This window comes from Kitasatospora sp. NPDC056273, assembly GCF_042268845.1.
Lineage (GTDB): Bacteria > Actinomycetota > Actinomycetes > Streptomycetales > Streptomycetaceae > Kitasatospora.
Window position 1 is genome coordinate 1 of record NZ_JBHJSJ010000083.1, and the last position, 19,684, is coordinate 19,684.

The 19,684-nt window shown below is 74.3% G+C and carries 12 protein-coding genes and 1 pseudogene; 8 read left to right on the top strand and 5 right to left on the bottom strand.

Annotation, left to right across the window (positions count from 1 at the left end; translation table 11 throughout):
* Both ACFCY1_RS38740 and ACFCY1_RS38745 read left to right on the top strand, forming a co-directional pair.
* Positions 1-2,087 (top strand): annotated as a pseudogene (locus tag ACFCY1_RS38740) (serine protease); the annotation flags it as partial.
* Between the two features lie 65 nt (positions 2,088-2,152).
* A complete protein-coding gene (locus ACFCY1_RS38745; protein WP_074006407.1) occupies positions 2,153-3,097 on the top strand; it encodes a bifunctional riboflavin kinase/FAD synthetase in 945 nt (314 codons plus the stop codon).
* 90 nt (positions 3,098-3,187) lie between these two features.
* Here ACFCY1_RS38745 and ACFCY1_RS38750 read toward each other — a convergent pair whose 3' ends face one another.
* The 3 genes from ACFCY1_RS38750 to eccE form a co-directional block, all read right to left on the bottom strand.
* Positions 3,188-5,347 carry a MinD/ParA family protein gene (locus ACFCY1_RS38750; RefSeq protein WP_375877576.1) on the bottom strand — a complete coding sequence of 720 codons (2,160 nt, stop codon included), beginning with the start codon at positions 5,345-5,347 and terminating at the stop codon, positions 3,188-3,190.
* Positions 5,348-5,481: 134 nt separating this feature from the next.
* Complete coding sequence (locus ACFCY1_RS38755) at positions 5,482-6,249, bottom strand: hypothetical protein (RefSeq protein WP_049657368.1); 768 nt, start codon at positions 6,247-6,249, stop codon at positions 5,482-5,484.
* Positions 6,249-7,682 carry a type VII secretion protein EccE gene (eccE, locus tag ACFCY1_RS38760; protein ID WP_375877577.1) on the bottom strand — a complete coding sequence of 478 codons (1,434 nt, stop codon included), beginning with the start codon at positions 7,680-7,682 and terminating at the stop codon, positions 6,249-6,251. The genes ACFCY1_RS38755 and eccE overlap by 1 nt, the downstream gene beginning before the upstream one ends.
* Before the next feature lie 186 nt (positions 7,683-7,868).
* Here eccE and ACFCY1_RS38765 point away from each other — a divergent pair, with 186 nt between their 5' ends.
* The 6 genes from ACFCY1_RS38765 to ACFCY1_RS38790 all read left to right on the top strand — a co-directional run bounded on the left by ACFCY1_RS38765 (position 7,869) and on the right by ACFCY1_RS38790 (position 13,772).
* On the top strand, positions 7,869-9,551 hold the full coding sequence (locus tag ACFCY1_RS38765) for a type VII secretion protein EccB (protein WP_049657366.1): 1,683 nt from the start codon (positions 7,869-7,871) through the stop codon (positions 9,549-9,551).
* Between the two features lie 185 nt (positions 9,552-9,736).
* Complete coding sequence (locus ACFCY1_RS38770; RefSeq protein ID WP_063780319.1) at positions 9,737-10,042, top strand: WXG100 family type VII secretion target; 306 nt, start codon at positions 9,737-9,739, stop codon at positions 10,040-10,042.
* Positions 10,043-10,162: 120 nt separating this feature from the next.
* On the top strand, positions 10,163-10,453 hold the full coding sequence (locus ACFCY1_RS38775) for a WXG100 family type VII secretion target (RefSeq protein ID WP_049657362.1): 291 nt from the start codon (positions 10,163-10,165) through the stop codon (positions 10,451-10,453).
* Positions 10,454-10,551: 98 nt separating this feature from the next.
* Positions 10,552-11,787 carry a type VII secretion-associated serine protease mycosin gene (gene mycP, locus ACFCY1_RS38780; protein WP_375877578.1) on the top strand — a complete coding sequence of 412 codons (1,236 nt, stop codon included), beginning with the start codon at positions 10,552-10,554 and terminating at the stop codon, positions 11,785-11,787.
* Positions 11,788-11,919: 132 nt separating this feature from the next.
* A complete protein-coding gene (locus ACFCY1_RS38785) occupies positions 11,920-12,459 on the top strand; it encodes a SigE family RNA polymerase sigma factor (RefSeq protein ID WP_117487808.1) in 540 nt (179 codons plus the stop codon).
* A gap of 65 nt (positions 12,460-12,524) precedes the next feature.
* Positions 12,525-13,772 (top strand): hypothetical protein, encoded by a 1,248-nt coding sequence (locus ACFCY1_RS38790; RefSeq protein ID WP_375877579.1) that lies wholly within the window; start codon positions 12,525-12,527, stop codon positions 13,770-13,772.
* 69 nt (positions 13,773-13,841) lie between these two features.
* On the opposite strand, the gene ACFCY1_RS38795 is transcribed toward ACFCY1_RS38790, so the two are convergent.
* Positions 13,842-15,245: an APC family permease gene (locus ACFCY1_RS38795; RefSeq protein WP_049651684.1), complete on the bottom strand. Its 1,404-nt coding sequence runs from the start codon at positions 15,243-15,245 to the stop codon at positions 13,842-13,844.
* Between the two features lie 468 nt (positions 15,246-15,713).
* On the bottom strand, positions 15,714-19,658 hold the full coding sequence (eccCa, locus tag ACFCY1_RS38800) for a type VII secretion protein EccCa (protein ID WP_074006411.1): 3,945 nt from the start codon (positions 19,656-19,658) through the stop codon (positions 15,714-15,716).
* Positions 19,659-19,684 lie beyond the last annotated feature (26 nt).

The window sequence follows — 19,684 nt, forward strand, 5'->3', positions numbered from 1 at the left end:
GCCGGGGCGCGGTGCGGCCGGCCGGGCCGCGGCACCGGCGGGTGCGCCGGCTCGCGGCGGCGGTGGCCGGGCGGGTGCACGAGGCGGCCCGGCGGATGCTCGGCGGCCGGTCGGGCGGCGGGCTGGACCGGGCCGCCTTCGAGGAGCTGTTCCCGGTCGAGGGCGGCTGGGCCACGGCGGTGCTCGCCGAGGGCCTGTTCGTCCCGGCCGGGCCCGGGTTCCGCTTCGCGCACGGGGAGTTCGCGGACTGGCTGCAGGGCCGGCACCTGGACCTGGACGCGGCGCTGCGGCTGCTGCTCGGCGAGGCCGAGGACACCCCGCCGTGGCCCGCCGACGAGGCGGCGGAGCCCGTCGGCCACCCGGCGGCGGAGACGGCGGGGACGGCCGCCGGGGCGGACGCCGTCCCCCGGCACCGGATCGGCCCGGTCGCCGCCGCACTGCGCCGGGTGGCCGCGACCTGGGGCGCCGGCGCCCTGGACCCGTGGCTGCACCGGATCTGGCGCGCCCTGGACCTGCGCCCGCCGGGCAGCGAACCCGCCTGGTGGGCGGCCCGGTTGCTCGCCGAGGGCCTGGCCGTCGGCCCGGACCCGGCCGAACACCGGGCACTGCTCGACCAGATGGCGGCCCGGATCGCCGAACGGGCGGGCGGGACGGGCGCGGTGGCGCTCGCGGCGGCCGGGCTCGGCCGTTTCGGGCCGGCCTTCTGGACCGGCCTCGGCCTGCCCGTCGAGGCCGAACTCGCCCTGCTGCGCAGCCTGGTGGCCGCCGACGGCCCCGGGCAGCGCTTCCTCGCCGTGGTGGCCCAGCGGCTGCGCGCCGACCCGGTCGGGGTGTTCCCGCTGCTCTGCGCCTGGTTCGAGGACCCGCGCGGCCTGTCGGGCCGCCCGGGGCGCACCGTCGCCGACCTCGCCCACGACCTGCTGTACGCCCACCGGCGGCTCGCCCTGGACGAGTTGGCCGACGCGCTGGCCGCCGCCGCGCACCCGCGGGCGGACGCGCTGCTCACCGTGCTCGCCGCCGAGGAGCCGTCCGCGCTCTGCCGCGCGGTGGACCGCTGGAGCCACGACCGGCGGCCCGAGCGGCACGTCGCGGCGGCCGTGCACGCGCTGCGGACCGCCCCGTACGCCGCCGGGGCCGGGGTCGAGCTGCTGCGGTACACCGCGCTGACCCTGCTCGCCCGCGAGGACGAGCCCGGTCTGCACGGGGCCGCGCTGGCGCTGCTGGTCGGCGATCCGGCGACCCGGGCCGAGCACCTGCCGGCCGCGCTCGCCCTGCTGCGGGCCGGCGGCGACGCCTTCCTCACCCCGCGGGCGCTCGCCCCGGCCCTGGAGAGCGACCCGGAACCCGTCCTGGCGGCCTTCGCCGACTGCTCGGCCGCCCCCGGCGCGGCCCCCGCCGAGACGCTGCGGGTGCTCGCCGACGCCACCGCCCCGGCGGCCGTGCGGCGGGGCGCCGAGCTGGCCGCCGGGCTGCTGCGCGGGAACCCGGGGCTGGCCGGCCCGGTCGCCGTCGACTACCTCGGCCGCCGGCTGGCGCGCGCCGCCGCCGGCCCGGCCGACCGGCTGGAGCTGCGGGTGCTGATCGGCGCCGCGCTGGCGGCCCGCAGCGCGGCCGTCCGGCGGCCGTTCGCCGAGGTGCTGTCCCTCCCGGTGGCGGACCCGGCGGCGGACGCGCTGCGCTGCGAGCTGCTGGACACCCTGCTCGCCGCCGAGACCGACCCGGCGGTGCTGACCGTCGCCGTGGAGCGGCTCGCCGAGCACTGCGCGGCCGAGAACCCGGCCCGGGCCCGGGCGGTGCTGGCCCGGGCCGGCACCGGGCTGCCGGGCGCGGACGAGCTGCTGGTGCGCTGCGCCGGGCGGTCGGCGGCCTTCGCCCGGCTGCTCGCCCGGTGGCCGTCCGGGGCCGCGCCGACCGCCCCGGACGGCCCCCGGCTGGCCCGGATGCGGGCCCTGGCGGCGGCCGGACGGGACCCGCAGTACGCCGCCGCGGAGGCCGAGCGGGCCGTCTCCGGGCGGGCCGCGGGGCCCTCGGCGGGCTCAACCCGTATTCCGGTGCCTGAGCCGGGGCAGGCGCATGGCACGCTATAGGGGTTCGGGTTTTGAGCGTTTGAGCGTACAGAGGGTACGCGCCGTACGGAACAAGGAGCGGTCAGGTGCAGCGCTGGCGTGGCCTGGAGGAGATCCCCGGGGACTGGGGACGCAGCGTCGTCACCATCGGCTCGTTCGACGGGGTGCACCGAGGACATCAGCTGATCATCGGGCGGGCGGTCGAGCGGGCCCGCGAACTGGGCGTCCCGGCGGTCGTGGTGACCTTCGACCCGCACCCGCGCGAGGTCATCCGCCCGGGCAGCCACCCGCCGCTGCTCGCGCCGCACCCGCGCCGTGCCGAGCTGATCGCGGAGCTGGGCGTGGACGCGGTGCTGGTGCTGCCGTTCACCACCGAGTTCTCCCAGGAGTCCCCGGAGACCTTCGTCCGGCAGGTACTGGTGGACGCGCTGCACGCGCGGGTCGTCATCGAGGGCCCCAACTTCCGCTTCGGGCACCGGGCGGCCGGGAACGTCGAGCTGCTCGGCGAGCTGGGCCGGGCGGACGACTTCGAGGTCGAGGTGGTCGACCTCCAGGTGTGCGGCACGGCCGGGGACGGCGAGCCGTTCTCCTCCAGCCTGACCCGCCGGCTGGTGGAGACCGGGGACATGGCCGGCGCCAACGAGGTGCTGGGCCGTCCGCACCGGGTCGAGGGCGTGGTGGTGCGCGGCGCGCAGCGCGGCCGCGACCTGGGCTACCCGACCGCCAACGTCGACACCGTGCCGCACAGCGCGATCCCGGCGGACGGCGTGTACGCGGGCTGGCTGACCGCCGACGGCGAGCGGATGCCGGCGGCGATCTCGGTCGGCACCAACCCGACCTTCGACGGCACCACCCGCACCGTGGAGGCGTACGCCATCGACCGGGTCGGCCTGGACCTGTACGGGCTGCACGTGGCCGTGGACTTCCTGGCCTACCTGCGCGGGATGGAGAAGTTCGACTCCATCGACGCGCTGCTGGACCGGATGGCCGACGACGTCAAGCGGGCCCGCGAGCTGACCGACGGCATCTGACCGACGGCATCCGAGCGACGGCGTCCGAGGCGTCGCAGAACGACGGAAGGGGCCCACCGACCTGGTGTCGGTGGGCCCCTTCCGTCGCTGTCACTGCTGGGGCGGGGGCGGCGGGTAGCCGTAGCCCGGCCCCGGCTGCTGCGGCCAGGGCGCCCCGGGGGCGGGCTGCTGCGGGTAGCCGTACCCGGGCGGGGGCGGCGGGGCCTGGCCGGGCTGCGGGGCCCACGGCGCCCCGGGGGCGGGCTGGCCGGCCTGCTGCGGGTAGCCGGCCTGGGCCTGCTGCTGCGGGTCGGCGTACGGCTGGGGGCCGCCCGGCTGCGGGTAGCCGGCCTGGGCCTGCTGCTGCCAGCCGGCCTGCTGGGCGGCGGCGGCCTGGTGGGCCCGGATGATGTCCTCGCCGACCAGGGTGGCCAGCTCGAAGTAGGCCTCCCGGACCTTGGGCCGCATCATGTCGAGGTTGACCTCGGCGCCGGCCGCCAGGCTCTCGTCGAACGGCACCACGATCACGCCGCGGCAGCGGGTCTGGAAGTGCGCGACGATGTCCTCGACCTTGATCATCTTGCTGGTCTCGCGTACCCCGGAGACCACCGTGATGCTGCGCTGGACCAGGTCCGCGTAGCCGTGCGCGGAGAGCCAGTCCAGGGTGGTCGAGGCGCTGGAGGCGCCGTCCACGCTGGGGGTGGAGACGATGATCAGCTGGTCGGCCAGGTCCAGCACCCCGCGCATCGCGCTGTACAGCAGGCCGGTGCCGGAGTCGGTCAGGATGATCGGGTACTGGCGGCCCAGCACGTCGATCACCTGGCGGTAGTCCGAGTCGTTGAAGGTGGTCGAGACCGCCGGGTCGACGTCGTTCGCCAGGATCTCCAGGCCCGAGTTCAGGTCCTGCGAGGTGAACTGACGGATGTCCATGTAGCTGCGCAGGTGCGGGATGGCCGTCACCAGGTCGCGGATGGTCGCGCCGGTCTGGCGCTTCACCCGGCGGCCCAGGGTGCCGGCGTCCGGGTTGGCGTCGATCGCGATCACCTTGTCCTGGCGCTCGCTGGCCAGGGTCGCGCCGAGCGCGGTGGTGGTCGTGGTCTTGCCGACGCCGCCCTTGAGGCTGATCACGGCGATCCGGTAGCAGCTCAGCACCGGGGTGCGGATGATCTCCAGCTTGCGGGCCTTCTCGGCCGCCGCGGCCTTGCCGCCGAACTGGAAGCGCGGCTGCTGGCGCTGCTGCTTGGGCTGGCTGCGCAGCAGCCGGTCCGAGGACAGCTCGACGGCGGCGGTGTAGCCGAGCGGCGCGCCGTGCGCGGTCTGCTGCGGGGCGGCGGCCTGCTGGAACGCGCTGGGCTGCGGGGCCTGCGGCTGCTGCTGCCACGGCTGGCCGGGCAGCGGCTGCCCCGGCAGCGGCGGGCCGGGCTGGGCCTGCGGGCCGGGCTGCGGCGGGACCGGCTGCTGGTACGCGGCGGGCTGCGGCCAGCCGCCCTGGCGCGGGTCCACCGGGCCGGGCTGGGGCACCGGGCCGGGCTGCTGCGGGGCGGCGGCGTGCTGGGGCGGCAGCGGCTGCGGCTGCGGCTGCTGCGGCTGTTGGACCTGCTGCGGCTGCTGGGCCTGCTGGGCCTGTTGGGCCGCCCACGCGGCCTGCGGGTCCCAGGAGGCCGACGGGTCCTGGGGGTGCTGCGGCGGGGCCTGCTGGACGGGCGGCTGCGCGAAGTTCTGCGGCTGCGCGGGCGCGACGGGCGCGGGAGCAGGGGCGGGCGCCGGGTACGGCTGCGGCGCGGGCTGCTGCGCCGCGGCCTCCGGCGTCGGCCAGGCCGGGGCACCGGCCTGCGGCTGCTCGGCGACCGGCGGAGCCGGGGCGGCCGCCGGGAACGGGACGTGCTGCGCCTCGGCCTGCACCGGCGGGACCGGCGCGGCGGGCGTGGGCGTGGCAGCGGGCGTCGGGGCCGGGACGGCGGCCGGCGCGGCCTCCGCCGCCGGGGCGGCGGCCTGGCCGGGCACCGGAGCCTGCTGCCTCTCCGGAGCGGCCTGCTGCGCCGGGGCCTGCTGGGCCTGCGCCGGAGCGGCGGCGGCGGGCACCGGGGCGTCGGTCGAGGCCGGAGCCCCGGCAGCCGGAGCCGAAGCGGCCGGAGCCCCAGCGGCCGGAGCCGAAGCGGGCTCCGTCTGCACGTACCAGGACGGGGGAGTGTAGTCAGGCGCGTCCGACCAGTCGTCGTCGTCCTCCGCCGCGTTGTCGCCGACGTAGACGCCGTCCCGATCGCTGCTCACTTTTCTGGCTCCCTCGTGTTCGCCGCCGCTTGTTCAGCGGTGCCGTTGCCGCATCAAAGACTAGGCCGTACGGCAACCCCCGTTGAAGGCGGCTTCGGTTCCCCGACGGCCCGCCCGGTGCGGCGAGCCGCTGCTCAGTCCATCCGGCGCGGCCCGCCGAGCACCTGTTGTTCGGCCTGCCCGGCCACGGCCCGTACGTACTGGCGCCGCATCCGGGTCGCCCACAGGGTGAGGTCGTCGCCGAGGGTGGGCAGGGCGGCCACGTCCTCCGGGGGCAGCGAGAGCACCCGGCCGGTCAGTTCCGCCTCCTGCGGCGAGATCCGCTGCACGCCGACCAGGTCGGCCGCGTTCAGCACCCGGGAGGCGTTCGGGCCCAGGTAGGGCAGCAGGGTCAGGGTGGTCTGCCAGGGCGCGGCGGAGAGCCGGCTGCGCGGCGGGCGGGCGCCGAGGTCGCGCACCACCAGGACCGGCGAGGCCACCGAGGCGCCCTGCGGGCCGAGCCGGCCGACCTGGTGGACCGTCACGCAGGGCTGGCCGCCGCCGGCGGCCTGGGCCAGCGGGCCCCACAGCTGCCCGCGGGCGGTCTCCACCGCGACCCGGGCGCCGATCGCGGCCGCCCGCAGCGCGATGACCTGCGCGGTCCACATGCCGCCGACGAGCACCAGGTCGTACGAGGTCGGGCGGAACAGGCCGAGCACGGCGGGCAGTCCCTGCGGGTCGACGCCGATGACCACGCCGTCGTCGCCGACCGGGAAGGCCAGCGCCGCGAGGTCGGCCGCCTCCAGGACGTGCTTCTCCCGGCGCGGGCCGCGCAGTCCGAAGCCGGGCAGGATCCGCGGCCTGGTCCGGCGCTGCTCGGCCCCGGGCTGCGGGCCGACGGTGGGGTAGGTCTGGTACGCCATCAGGAAGCCCCTCCGAGCGGCAGGGTGGCGAGCATGCCGGGGGCCTGCTCCAGGTCGAGCCGGACGAGGCCGAGCCCGGTGCTCTGGGCCCGGGTCTCCACCTGGCGGCCGACCTGGCCGACCTCGCTCTCGTTGCGCCCGGTCACCCGCAGGTGCCCGCTGACCGTCACCGAGCCGCCGGTGCCGTGCCCGGCGGTCAGGCTGAAGGTGCTGGCGAGGGCCGGCGAGCCGGTGATCAGGTTGACCAGGTCCGGCGCGGCGATCCGGCCGGGGGCGCCGCCGGGGCGGCTGAGCTGCGGCCAGCGGGAGATCCAGTACGTGGTGTGCCAGCGGTCGTCGATCCGCCAGAACCGGTTGCCCTCCTGGGTGCGGCGGGTGGTGCCGCCGCCGCTGCCGGTGCCCTGGCGGCCGGCCACCGCGATCGGGTTGGCGCAGGTGGCGATGGCCAGCGCGGCGATCAGCTCGCGCTCGTCCAGCACGGTCGCGTTGAAGCCCGCGCTGTTGAGCCGGCCGGCCAGCTGGTCGGTGACCCGCTGCAGCGCCTTGCGGGCGCCCTCCTCGCCGCCGCCGCGGGCCCGGACGGCGGTCGCCGCGCGCTCCGGGTCGAGCTTGAGCGCGACCCAGGTCAGCCGCAGTCCGGGGGTGGAGGTGCCGTCCGGCAGCTCGCGGTAGGCGCGGGCGGCCAGCGACTGCTCGGGCAGGTGCTGGGCGGGGGCGGGCTGGGTGTGCTGGACCAGCTGCACCGACTCCAGGGTGATGTCGTCCACCGTGAGCGCCGAGCAGACCACGTCCAGCGGCAGCGGCAGCGCGGTGCGCACCGGGCGCAGCGGCTGGTCCTTGGCCTGGACGAGCAGGACCGAGGTGAGGAAGGTCCCGTCGCCGACCATGCCGGTCTCCCGGCGGACCGGGCGGCCGCCGAACTCGGCCTCGGTGGCGTGGGTGCAGGTGCGCAGCCCCGGTTCGAGCTCCAGCGCGGGCGCCAGCGCCGGGTCGGTGCCGGCCGGCGGCAGCAGCGTCCGGGCCTGCCTGCGGCGGGACTTGAGGGCGGCGCGGACCCGCAGCAGGTCCGGGACGGTGCGGCCGCGCACCGGGAGGAGGGCGAGCACGAGCAGCACCAGCGCGACGGCGCCGAAGCCGGCCGCGACCGTCCGGCTGATCGTCCAGCCGACGGCGACCAGGGCCGCCGCGACCTCGACCAGGACGAGCTGCTGGAGCTTCAACCGCCCGCCGAGCAGCCCCGGTCGGGGGTTGATCCGGACCTGGACGGCGCCGCCGCCCCCGGTGCCGGTCGACTGCGGCCGGTCGGGCCCCGTCCCCGGTCCTGTCCCCGTCCCGGTCTCGGCCGTCGGCGTGCTGTGCTGCGCCCGGCCGGCCCGGCGCGCCCTCCCGCCGCCCGCACTGCGGCGGCGTCCTGGAGCGGTCTGGCTTGGCATCCCCCGGTGGCCCTCTCTGATCCGTTCTCGCGGCCCGGCTGGCTGTGTCGCGGACCGTACCCGTACCGTACTCACCGTCTGCTGCCGCATCGTAGAGGGTTCGCGCCGGTTCGTGCCCGGCGGGTGACCACGGGGCAGGTCGGTCTGACAACGCCCGACAACGTCTGACTAGGGGGACGACGAGGTATGGCATCGCGCCGGGACGAGCTGAACGCGTACACCTTCGCCCGCAAGCGCACGGTGGGCGCCTTCCTGCTGCCCGCCGGCGGCGGCAGCGACGAGGACGCGCCGCGTCCGGTGAAGGCGGTGCTGCCGAGTGTGCTGGCCGGGGCGGTGGTGGTGGCCGGCTTCGGGCTCTGGGGGGTCTTCAAGCCGAGTGCGCCGGTGAAGTGGGACGACGGCAAGAACATCATCCAGGGCAAGCAGTCGACGACCCGGTACGTGGTGCTCACCGACCAGGACAACAAGACCAAGCGGCTGCACCAGGTCCTCAACATGTCCTCGGCGCGGCTGGTGCTGCCCGCGGGCGCCAAGGTCGTGGTGGTGGACGACGGGGTGCTCGACCGCTACCCCAACCACGGGCCGACGATCGGCATCCCGTACGCGCCGGACAAGCTGCCGACCACGGACAACGCGAACAAGCCGATGAAGTGGGCGGTGTGCGACCGCCCGGGTTCGGACGACAAGCAGGAGACCGTCAACCAGGCGGTGTTCGTGGCGGCCGGGGCGGACGCGACGGCGCTGGCGGCCAAGGACCGGATGCTCGGCCCGGACCAGCTGATGCTGGTGCAGCAGGCCGACGAGCAGCAGATCTCGGCCGCGCCGGCGGCGGGTCAGCCGGCCGCCTCGGGTGCGGCGGTGTTCCTGGTCGACGCGCAGGGCCGCAAGCACGAGATCGGCACCCCGCAGTCGGACGACAAGGAGCGCAAGGCGCTGATCACCGCGGTGTTCGGGCCCAACGCGGTGCCGCAGCGGGTCAAGCGGGACTGGCTGGACACCCTGGTGACCGCCACCCCGATCACCTTCCCGCAGGTCGAGGGCGTGGCCGACAGCCAGGGCGCCAACTCCAAGGTGGAGCTGGGCAACCAGGCCGACCGCCGGGTCGGCCGGCTGGTGCACTACCAGGACCGCCACTACGTGGTCGGCAAGGAGCAGCTGTTCCTGGTCACCCCGTTCCAGGCGGAGCTGATCCGGCAGAACCCGGCGTACCAGATGCTCTACAAGTACGACCAGGACAAGAAGCCGCGCAGCGACGAGATGATCCCGGCCGACAACGCCCAGTGGGGCGGCGACGTCGCGCTGAAGGGCACCGCGCCGGACTGGCCGCTGAAGACCGGTGCGCCGGTGAACAACTGGCAGGACCGCCAGGACGCCCGGATGGTCGTGTGCAGCACCTACGACGGCGTCGCCGCGGACGGGGCCACCGCCAAGCGCAGCGTCTGGGCCGGGACGACGTACCCCGCGCCGTACAACAACGGCGCCGGGGCCGCGTACGTGACCCCCGGTCACGGGCTGTTCTACCGCTCGCTGGACCACGCGGCGGCCGGCTCCGGGACCGACTTCCTGATCACCGAGACCGGGTTGCGCTACTCCGTCCCGTCCAACGGTGACGGCGGCCAGCGTCCCACGGCCTCGCCGCAGCCCGGCCAGAGCGCCCCGCCGAAGCAGCCGACGCCGCAGCCGACGGCCACGCCGGCCCCCGGGGCGCCGTCCCAGGAGCCCGGCCAGCAGGAGGAACCGGGCGGCAACCAGGCCCGGTTGGGCTACCAGGGGGTCCAGCCGCTGCCGGTGCCGAAGGAGTGGTCGAACCTGGTTCCGGCCGGTCCGCCGCTGACCGCGAAGAGCGCCGCCCAGCCGCAGAACGCCTGACCGGCCAAGCGCGGCAACCGAATTGGCCGCAGTGTCATGGTCTGGTAACTACTCTGTGCTCGGTGTTGGGCGAGCTGCGTGTGCCGACTACAGTGCTGCTGGACATCACACGGGTGATGGCACGGTGGGGCCCCTCGCGGGCCCTCCGTGCACGCAAAATGTTGTCTCATGGGGGACGGTGGAGCATGGCTCAGGGTCAGTTCACGATGACGGCGCAGGAGATGCTGGCGTTCGCCAAGCAGATCGAAGAGGCCATCGGCAAGATCGAGGCCGAGCGGACCAAGCTGATCAGCACGGTCTCCGGCATCACCGGCGGTTGGCAGGGCCAGGCCGCGAGCGCCTACACGACCCTGCAGAACCGGGTCAACGAGGACATCGCGAAGCTGAAGGAGTCGCTGACCGCGATCAAGCACGCGATCGAGCTGACCACCAAGCACTACGCGAGCACCGAAGAGGAGCAGAAGGCGATGTTCTCCTCGGCCCAGGGCTGATCACCGCTTCCGCGTTGATCGTCGCACCCGCGCCGACCGCCGTTCTGTCCCGATCCACCGCTCCGCGGAGCGCCCGCCACTGACCGCGTGGCGCTCCGCACCCTCGTCTAGGGAGACAACGTGTCCGACCACATTCTCGTCAACTTCGAGACCGTTCACCACGCGTCCGAGGAGGTCAAGGCCTCGGCGAGCCGCATCGACCACCTGCTGAACGACCTCAAGGGCAACGTCACCCGCATCGCCTCCAGCTGGCAGGGTGCGGCCCAGGAGGGCTACCAGGCCCACCAGGCCCAGTGGGACGCCCGCGCCGCCGACCTGCAGAAGACCTGCACGCAGATCGCGACCTCGCTGGACCAGGCCGCGCAGAGCTACCGGACGACCGAGGACGCCAACGCCAAGCTCTGGGGCTGACGTTCGGGTTCCGTAGGGAACAGCAGGGGGCGGGTACCCGGATTCCGGGCACCCGCCCCCGACGCGCGACACGGGTGGACGACATGAGGGGTGGCAGGGTGTCCCGACACGGGTACCGGAAGGCGGCCGCGGCGCTCGCCGCGCTCGCGGTGCTGGGCGGCCCGCTCGCCGCCCCGGCGTACGCCGAGGGCGGGCCCGGACTGGCCGCGGCCGGCGACTGCCCCAAGCCCGCGCCCGACGTGCCGACCGTGCCGTGGTCGCTGCAGCGCCTGCTGCTGGACGAGCTGTGGCAGGGCGGGAAGACCACCGGCGCGGGCGTGACGGTCGCGGTCATCGACACCGGGGTGGACGTCAACAACCCGCAGCTGAGCGGAAAGGTCGACGAGGGCCCCAACCTGCTGGTCAACCGGGAGACCAAGGAGGCGATCCCGGGCAAGTCCATCGAGGACCCGGTCGGCCACGGCACCAAGGTGGCCGGGATCATCGCGGCCGGCCCCAGGAAGGCCACCGGTTTCGTCGGACTGGCCCCCGACGCCAGGATCTTCTCGATCCGGCAGAACGACAGCGACGGCAACGGCGACGTCTCCACCCTGGTCACGGCGATCAGGAAGGCGGCCGACCAGCCCGGCGTCAAGGTCATCAACATCTCCCAGGACGTGCGCGGCGCGGGCGACGCCCGCTTCGGCGGGTACCAGGAGCTGAAGGCCATCATCGACTACGCCGAGGCGAAGAACATCGTGGTGGTCGCCTCCACCGGGAACGACGGCAAGGAGGGCGACACCTACCCGGGCGCCTTCCCGACCGTGCTGGCCGTCGGCGCCTCCGACCGCAACAACGAGCGCGCGCCGTTCTCCCAGTACGGCGGCTTCGTGAAGGTCGCCGCGCCCGGTGTCGACATGCTGTCCACCGTGCCCGGGAGCGGCCAGTGCGTGGACAACGGCACCAGCTTCGCCGCCCCGTACGTCTCCGGGCTCGCCGCGCTGCTGTGGAGCGCCCACCCGAACTGGAAGGCGGCCCAGGTGCGGGCCTGGATCGAGCAGACCGCGCAGCGCACCCAGCGCGAGCCGGACAACTTCACCGGCTGGGGCGTGGTGGACCCGGTCAGGGCCGTCACCAAGGCCCCCGACGACGCGCCCTTCGCGCCCACCCCGGACGCCCCGGTGCAGCTCGCCGCCGCGCCGATCGTGCCGCGCCCGGTGGGTCTCGGCGAGACCCAGGCCGACCGGGACAGCCGCACCGCGACGTACGTCCTCGGCGTCGGCGCGCTGCTGGTCGCCCTGCTGATCGGCGGCGGCACGGTGCTGCGCGACCACCGCCGCAAGTCCGCCGACTGACGCCCGACCCCCGCCAGCTCGGGGCCCGACCGGGCCGGCGCGTCGAAGAACCGCCGGAACCCCTGTAACACCGCAGCCCGCCCGCCGCATCGATGAAGTGTCAGGGACGGCGGACCGCGGGGGGCAGGGCGCATGGGGTGGATCGGGGCGGGCCGGGAGGCCAAGGACGCGGAGTTCCTGGAACTCGTCTCCGGCCGGACCGGCCACCTGTACCGCTCGGCCTGCCTGCTCACCAGCGGCGACACCCACTACGCCGAGGACCTCGTGCAGGAGGCCCTCAGCCGGATGTACGTGCTGTGGCGGCGCAGCGCCTTCACCGGACGCGGCCGGATCGACAACCCGGCGGCCTACACCCACACCGTGATGGTGCGCACCTTCCTCGCCCAGCAGCGCCGCCGTTCCAGCGGCGAGCGCCCCAGCGACGCCCTGCCGGAGCCGGAGGGGCAGGACGCCGACCGCACGCTGCGGCTGACCCTCCTCGACGCGCTCGGCCGGATGCCGCCCAAGGACCGCGCGGTCCTGGTGCTGCGCTACTGGGAGGACCGCAGCGTCGAGGAGACCGCCGAGGCCATGCGGGTCTCCTCCGGGGCCGTCCGTACCCGCACCACCCGGGCCCTGGCCCGGCTGCGCGCCCTGCTCGGCGACTCGCTGGCCGAGCTCGCCGCCCGCTGAGGCCGGCCGCCGACCGCCCGGTACCTCTCACCACCACCCGCGACGCAAGGAGACGGTGAACACCCATGTCCGAACCGGACAAGTTCGAGGACGATCTTCTCTATGCCCTCACCCGTACGGGCGAAGGCTTCCGCCCCGGCCGGGCCGACCTGGCCGCGGGCGGCTACCGGCGCGGCCGCGGCCGCTGGCGCCGCCGCTCGACCGCCGCCGTGGTGGGCGGGGCGGCCGCGCTGGCCCTGGTGGGCACCGGCGCGGTGTACCTGGGCTTCCCGGGGGCGAGGGACGAGGGCACGGTGAGCGCGGCCTCCGCCCCGGCGGCCACCGCCGGCGGCGACGGCGCCACCGCCTCGGCCACCCCGACCTCGGTGAAGTCCTCCGCCCCGGTGGTGATCACCGGGGACGAGGTGGTCGCCACCTTCCAGGCCCTGCTGCCCAAGGGCCAGGTGTCCGACGCGAAGGGGCACGGAACCGACGAGAACAAGGGGATGTACGCGGACGCCAACCTGGTCTTCGACGACGGCCAGGGCCGGTCGCTGATGGGCCTCAGCATCCAGAAGCACCGCCCCAAGGACGTCCAGCCGCAGACCTGCCCGACGGACCTCAAGCTCGCCTCGCTGGACTCCTGCGCCGTCACCGTGCTGCCGGACGGGTCGAAGCTCATGCTCACCCAGGGCTACGAGTACCCGGACCACCGGGCCACCACCAAGGAGTGGCGCGCCTCGGTGGCCCGTCCGGACGGCGGGCTGATCGGCCTCAGCGAGTGGAACTCCCCCCAGGAGAAGGACGCGCCCGACAGTCGGCCCAACCCGCCGCTCACGCCGGACCAGCTGAAGGCCGTCGTCACGGACCCGTCCTGGAACCGGGTCGTCGCGGCCCTCCGGTTCGACGGCGTCGACACCGAGGCGATCGACCCGGGCCTGTCGCTGCAGGACCGCGAGTCCGTCCTGACCGGGCTGCTGCCCGCCGGGGTGACGGTGACCGACCGCAGGAGCCGGGACCTGCGGGCGGACTTCGAGCTGGCCGGGGGCGGGCGGACCGGGACCCTGACGCTGACGGTCGAGAACTGGGCGAAGGCCCCCGACGACCGGCCGGGGCCGGAGGCGTACCAGGGCGCGGAGACCCTGCCGGACGGGACGAGGCTCCTGGCGCGCGGCGCGGCGGCCAAGGTCCCGAAGGGGGTGCAGGTCGTGGACGCGATGCGGCCGGACGGCGTGGAGGTCCTGGTCACGCTGGTGTCGAAGGGCGATCCGCTGCTGACCGAGGCGGAGCTGAGGGCGGTCGCCACCAGCCCGCAGTGGACGCCGAAGAAGTAGCGCGGGAGACGGCGGTGCCCCGGGCCTGGGGGAGGCCCGGGGCACCGCCGTGTGGGGGAGGGGTGGGGGTCAGTCCTGCTGGTCCTCGGGGAGGCTGATCACCCAGCGGGTGTCCTGCCGGGGGCGCAGGTAGAACAGCCAGTAGAGGGTGGCGGCGGCGGTGATGCCGCCGGTCCACAGCAGGGGCTCGGTGTCCAGCTTGGTCATCACGTAGACCAGGACGGCGATCAGCACGACCGGGACGGCCGGCCACAGCGGCATCCGCCAGGCGGAGGCGTGCTTGTGGTGGCCGCGGCGGGAGAGCAGCGCGGCGATCGCGACCAGCAGGTACATCCCGGTGACGGCGACGCCGGTGATGTTGCTCAGCAGCTCGCCCTTGACGAAGCAGAGCGCGGCGCCGGGCAGGCCGACCGCCAGGGTGGCGATCCACGGCGAGCCGAACCGGCCGAGGGTGCCGAAGGCCTTGTTGACCGGCTCCGGCCAGGCCTTGTCGCGGGCGGAGGCGAACAGCACCCGGGAGTTCTGGATGACCATGACGATGCCGGCGTTGATGATGGCCAGCGCGACGCAGAGGCTGATGAAGGTGCCGACCGCGGAGTTGCTCCAGGCGGTGACCATGCCGGAGATGTCGCCGGAGGCCAGGGTCTGCAGGTCGGGGGCGCCCACGGTGATCGCGACGACCGGGACCAGGATGATCGCGGAGGAGATGCCGAGCGTCCACAGCACGGTGCGCGAGACGTTGCGGCGCGGGTTCTCCAGCTCCTCGGACAGGTAGACGGCGGTGGAGAAGCCCTGGGTGATGAACAGGGCGATGCCGAGCGCGCCGACGATGGCGCCGACGCTCACCGTGGTGGTGGCGCCGCCGTCCCCGGTGACCACGCCGTGCAGCAGGCTGGGGGCGTCGCTGTTGGTGTGGGCGAAGCCGAGCACCGAGACCACGCCGGCCGCGATGACCTCCAGGACCAGGAAGACGCCGGTGATCCAGGCGTTGGCGCGCAGGTCGAGCAGGCCGGCCAGGGTGGCGGCCAGCATCACGGCGGCGCCGGTCATGGCCTTGTCGAGGTGCAGGACGGGCGCGAGGTAGTCGGCGGTGCCGAGGGCGATGACCGAGGGGACGATCATCACCACGATCAGGGAGAGCACGAAGACCAGCCAGCCCATCAGCCGCCCGGCCAGGGTGCCGACCATCGCGTACTCGCCGCCGGCGCTGGGGATCAGGGTGCCGAGTTCGGAGTAGCAGAACGCGACCGCGACGCAGAGCACGGTGCCGATCGCGATGGCCAGCGCGGTGGCGCTGCCGATGCTGGAGAACAGCTCCGGCACGATCACGAAGAGCGTCGAGGCGGGGGTGACGCAGGACAGCGTGAGCAGGGTGCCGCCCACGACGCCGATCGAGCGCTTGAGCTGCTGGGGCGCTGCCGCCTCGGCCGCGGGGGCGGCTACGGTCTGTGGCGGGCGAAGCGTGTCGGTCATGTGGCTTCCGATCGGCTCTGTGCGGTGCTGGGGTGGGAGCGGTATCGCCTCCGCTGGCTGGTTGCTCGGTGTCCGGTTCCAGGCGCTCCCTGGCCGCCATGGAACCTTGGGCGTATTGATCGCGTCAACGCCGGAACTGCTTCGGAATCCGTTGCGGTGAACGGCATAGACATACGATCCGATGATCACGTTCGGTCATTGCCAGCTTTGTCCGACTTGTTACTTTGGCCACATGGCAATTGAATCGAAGGTGAACAAAGAGGGCAGACCGCGATTCCAAGGTCGTACTTCGAGTGAGCGGTGATACGCCCAGGTGCCCCTGAGACGCCAGGCAACTCCCCGGCGGGGTACGGGAACCGCAGCCCCCGCCCGGAAAGATCTAGGTAACGTTTCGGAACCCGGGACGCCGAAGGGGCCGGACTCCACGAGTCCGACCCCTTCGCTCACCGTCCGTGACGGCCGGCGCGGCTACGCCACCGGCAGCCAGCCCGTCTGGACCATCTGCCCGCTGGTCACGCGGCGTGACACGAAGACGGCGCGGCCCGGCGGCAGCGCCTGCGGCTTGACCGTCCCCAGCAGCGCGCCCTCGTCCCGGTTGCCGGAGAGGATCACGCCCTGGCCGCCGAGCTCGCGCATCCGCTGCAGCACCGGCTCGTACAGCGAGCGGCCGGCGCCGCCCGCGCTGCGGGCCACGATCACCCGCAGGCCGATGTCGCGGGCGAACGGCAGGAACTCGGCCAGCGGGGCCAGCGGGTTGCCCGAGCTCGTCGCGACCAGCTCGTAGTCGTCGACGATCACGAACATGTCCTTGCCGCTGTACCAGCTGCGGTTGCGCAGCTGCTCGGCGGTCACGTCCGGGCCCGGCAGGCGGCGCGAGCAGGCGCCGCGCAGCATGTCCACGATGGCCGCCATGGCCGGCTGCGCGGCCGCGTACTCCACCAGGTACTCCGGCGGTACGGTGCCGAGCAGCGCGCGCCGGTAGTCGCCGACCACGATGCCGGCCTGGTCCGGGGTGTACCGCTCGGTGATCTGCTTGATCAGCATCCGCAGCACCGCCGACTTCCCGGACTCGGTGTCGCCGAAGACGATGAACAGCGGGTCGGTCTCGAAGTTGACGAAGACCGGCGCCAGCTCCGCCTCGTCCACACCGAAGGCGACGCCGCGCTCCGGGTGCTCGAAGCCCTTCGGCAGCGCGTGGCCGTCCAGGACGGCCGGCAGCATCCGCACCTGCGGGGCGCGCGGGCCGGTCCAGGCCCCGTCGACGGCGGCGACCAGCCCGGCCACGCCGTTCTGGAGGTCCTCCACCGAGGAGGAGCCGTCCAGCCGCGGCAGGCCGGACAGGAAGTGCAGCCGCTCCGGGGTGATGCCGCGCCCGGCCAGCGACGGGACGTTCTGCGCCACCCGGCGGTCGACCTCGGACTCCATCGCGTCACCGAGCTTCAGCTCGGTCCGGTTCTGCAGCAGGTCCTTCAGGGCCGGGCGCACCTCGGCGTACCGGGCCGCGGTGATCACCAGGTGCACGCCGTAGCCGAGGCCGCGCTGGGCGATGTCGCCGATGACCGGCTCCAGGCCCTCGAACTCCTGCTTGAAGGTGTTCCAGCCGTCGATCACCAGGAAGACGTCGCCGAAGGCCTCGTCCGGCAGCTGGCCGGCCGCCCGGCGGGCCCGGTAGGTGGCGATGGTGTCGATCCCGGCGGCCCGGAACAGCTCCTCGCGCCGGTTGAGCACCCCGTGCACCTCGGAGACCATCCGGCGCACCTTGTCCACGTCCAGGCGCCCGGCCACCCCGCCGACGTGAGGCAGCCCGCCCAGCGACTGGAAGCTGCCCGCGCCGAAGTCGAGCAGGTAGAACTGCACCTCCAGCGGGGTGTGGGTGAGGCCGAACGAGGCCACCATGGTGCGCACCACGGTCGACTTGCCGGAGCGCGGGCCGCCCACGATCAGACCGTGGCCGGCCGCCCCCGCGTAGTCGACCTCCAGGATGTCCGTCTTCTGCTCGCGCGGCCGGTCGACGATGCCGATCGGCGCCCGCAGCCGGCCCGCCGGGTAGCCGGGCGCGGTCAGCCCGCGCTCCGGCACGACCTGCAGGGGCGGCAGCAGGTGGTCCATGCTCGGCGCCTCCTCCAGCGGCGGCAGCCACACCTGGTGCGCGGCCGGGCCCTGGCCGGCCATCCGCTGGACGAAGACGTCCAGGACGGTGTCCACCAGCGCGTCGTCCTGCTCCGGGGCCTGCGGGACGACCTCCACCTCCACCGGGTCCGGGAGGTCCACGAAGGCGGCGGTGAACTCCACCGGGCGGGTGTCGACCCGCCGCCCGCCGGTCGACCGCTGCTGCCCCGGCGCCCGGTACGGCCCCGAGACGTAGGCGGCCTTGAACCGGTCCATCACATCCTCGCCGAACTTCAGGTAGCCGACACCCGGCACCGGCGGCAGGTGGTAGGCGTCCGGCACGCCGATCGCCGCCCGGGACTCCGCGGCCGAGAAGGTGCGCAGACCGATCCGGTACGACAGATAGGTGTCCAGGCCGCGCAGCTTGCCCTCCTCCAGGCGCTGCGAGGCCAGCAGCAGGTGCACGCCCAGCGAGCGGCCGATCCGGCCGATCTGGATGAACATCTCGATGAAGTCGGGCTTGGCGCTGAGGAGTTCGGAGAACTCGTCGATGATCAGCACCAGCGAGGGCAGCGGGTCCAGCGCCGCGCCGGCCGCCCGGGCCCGCTCGTACTCGTGGATGTTGGCGTAGTTGCCCGCCGAGCGCAGCAGCTCCTGGCGGCGGTGCAGCTCGCCCTCGATCGCGTCGCGCATGCGGTCGACCAGGGTGAGCTCGCCCTCCAGGTTGGTGATCACCGCGGAGGTGTGCGGCATGTCCGCCATGCCGGAGAAGGTCGCACCGCCCTTGAAGTCGGCGAGGACGAAGTTCAGGATCTCCGAGGAGTGGGTCATCGCCAGCGCCAGCACCAGCGTGCGCAGCAGCTCCGACTTGCCGGAGCCGGTCGCGCCGACGCACAGGCCGTGCGGGCCCATGCCCTCCAGCGCGGCCTCCTTGATGTCCAGGTAGACGTGCTCGCCGTTGGCGCCGACGCCGATCGGCACCCGCATCCGCTCGTGCTGGGCGCGCGGGCGCCAGCTGCGGGCCACGTCGAAGGAGCCCGGGTCGCCCGAGCTCATCATGTCGGTGAAGTCGAGGTTGGACAGCAGCGGCTCGTCGTCCCCGCCGGCCGAGATCCGGTACGGCGCCAACTGCCGCGCCAGCGCCTCGGACTGCCACACCGAGAGCAGGTCCGGCTTGCCGGTGTACGTCGCGCCGGAGGCCGAGCGCAGCACCAGCTCCTCGGCGTTGACCGTCACCATCAGGTGCCCGCTGGGCTCGTCGACCTCGCCCGGCACCACCTCGATGACCGTCACGCCCTGCACGCCCTCCGGGCTCGCCAGCAGCGAGTCGTGCGGCACCCCGGCGCCGTCCATGACGACCACCAGGTGCGGCTGGTCGGCCGGCGGGGCCACCTCCCGCACGAAGCGCTGGCGGCCGGCCAGCTCGTCCTGGAGCAGGTACTCCAGGTCGCCCAGGTCGGCGGCGAACAGCCGGCGCGAGCCCGCGCCGTCGGCCTCCTTGCGGTGCTGGTTGTGCGGGAGCCACTTGGTCCACTCCCACTCCTCGGCCGCGCCGGGCGCGGCCGCGACCGCCACCATCAGGTCGTCCGGCGAGTGCAGGGTGGTCAGTTGGGCGATCATCGCGCGCACGTTCCCGTACACCGAGTCCGGGTCCCCGCACACCGTGATGTGGTAGAAGGCCCGCAGCGAGACCGCCAGCGGCAGGTCCTGGAGGGTGCCGTGCGCCTTCAGGAAGGAGTGCATCGCGGCCGCCGACAGCGGCTCCAGCTCGTCCATCGGCGCGGTCTGCGGCGCCACCAGCGGCGTGGACAGCTGCACCGGCCCGAGGCCCACCCGGATCTGCGCGAAGTCGCCGTCCCCGGTGCGCCGTTCCCACAGCCGGCGGCCGTCCTCGACGATCGACCAGAGCTGGTCCGGGGCCGGGTTCAGGAACAGCAGCGCGCCGCGCTGGCGCTCCGCCGTGCGGCGCACCTGGCGGCGGGTCTGCTGGAGGTACTTCAGGTAGTCGCGCCGCTCGTCCGCCATCGCGGTCGAGCCGCCCTTGCGGGCCCGGACGATCTGCGCCAGCACCATGCCGACCGTCGAGGCGATCATCAGACCGCCCATGATCTTCATGGGTGCGGCGGCCCCCGGCGAGAAGAAGAACACCGCCGATCCGCCCATGCCCAGCATCGGCAGGATGCTCATCAGCCAGTCCTCGCCGCCCTGCCGGGGCAGTTCGGGCGGGCTCACCAGCTCCACCGGTTCGTCCGGCACGGTGGGCGGATACGCCCTGGCCGGTCGCTTGACCGTGATCACACCCATGTGTCATCCACCCCGCGGCGTCGATC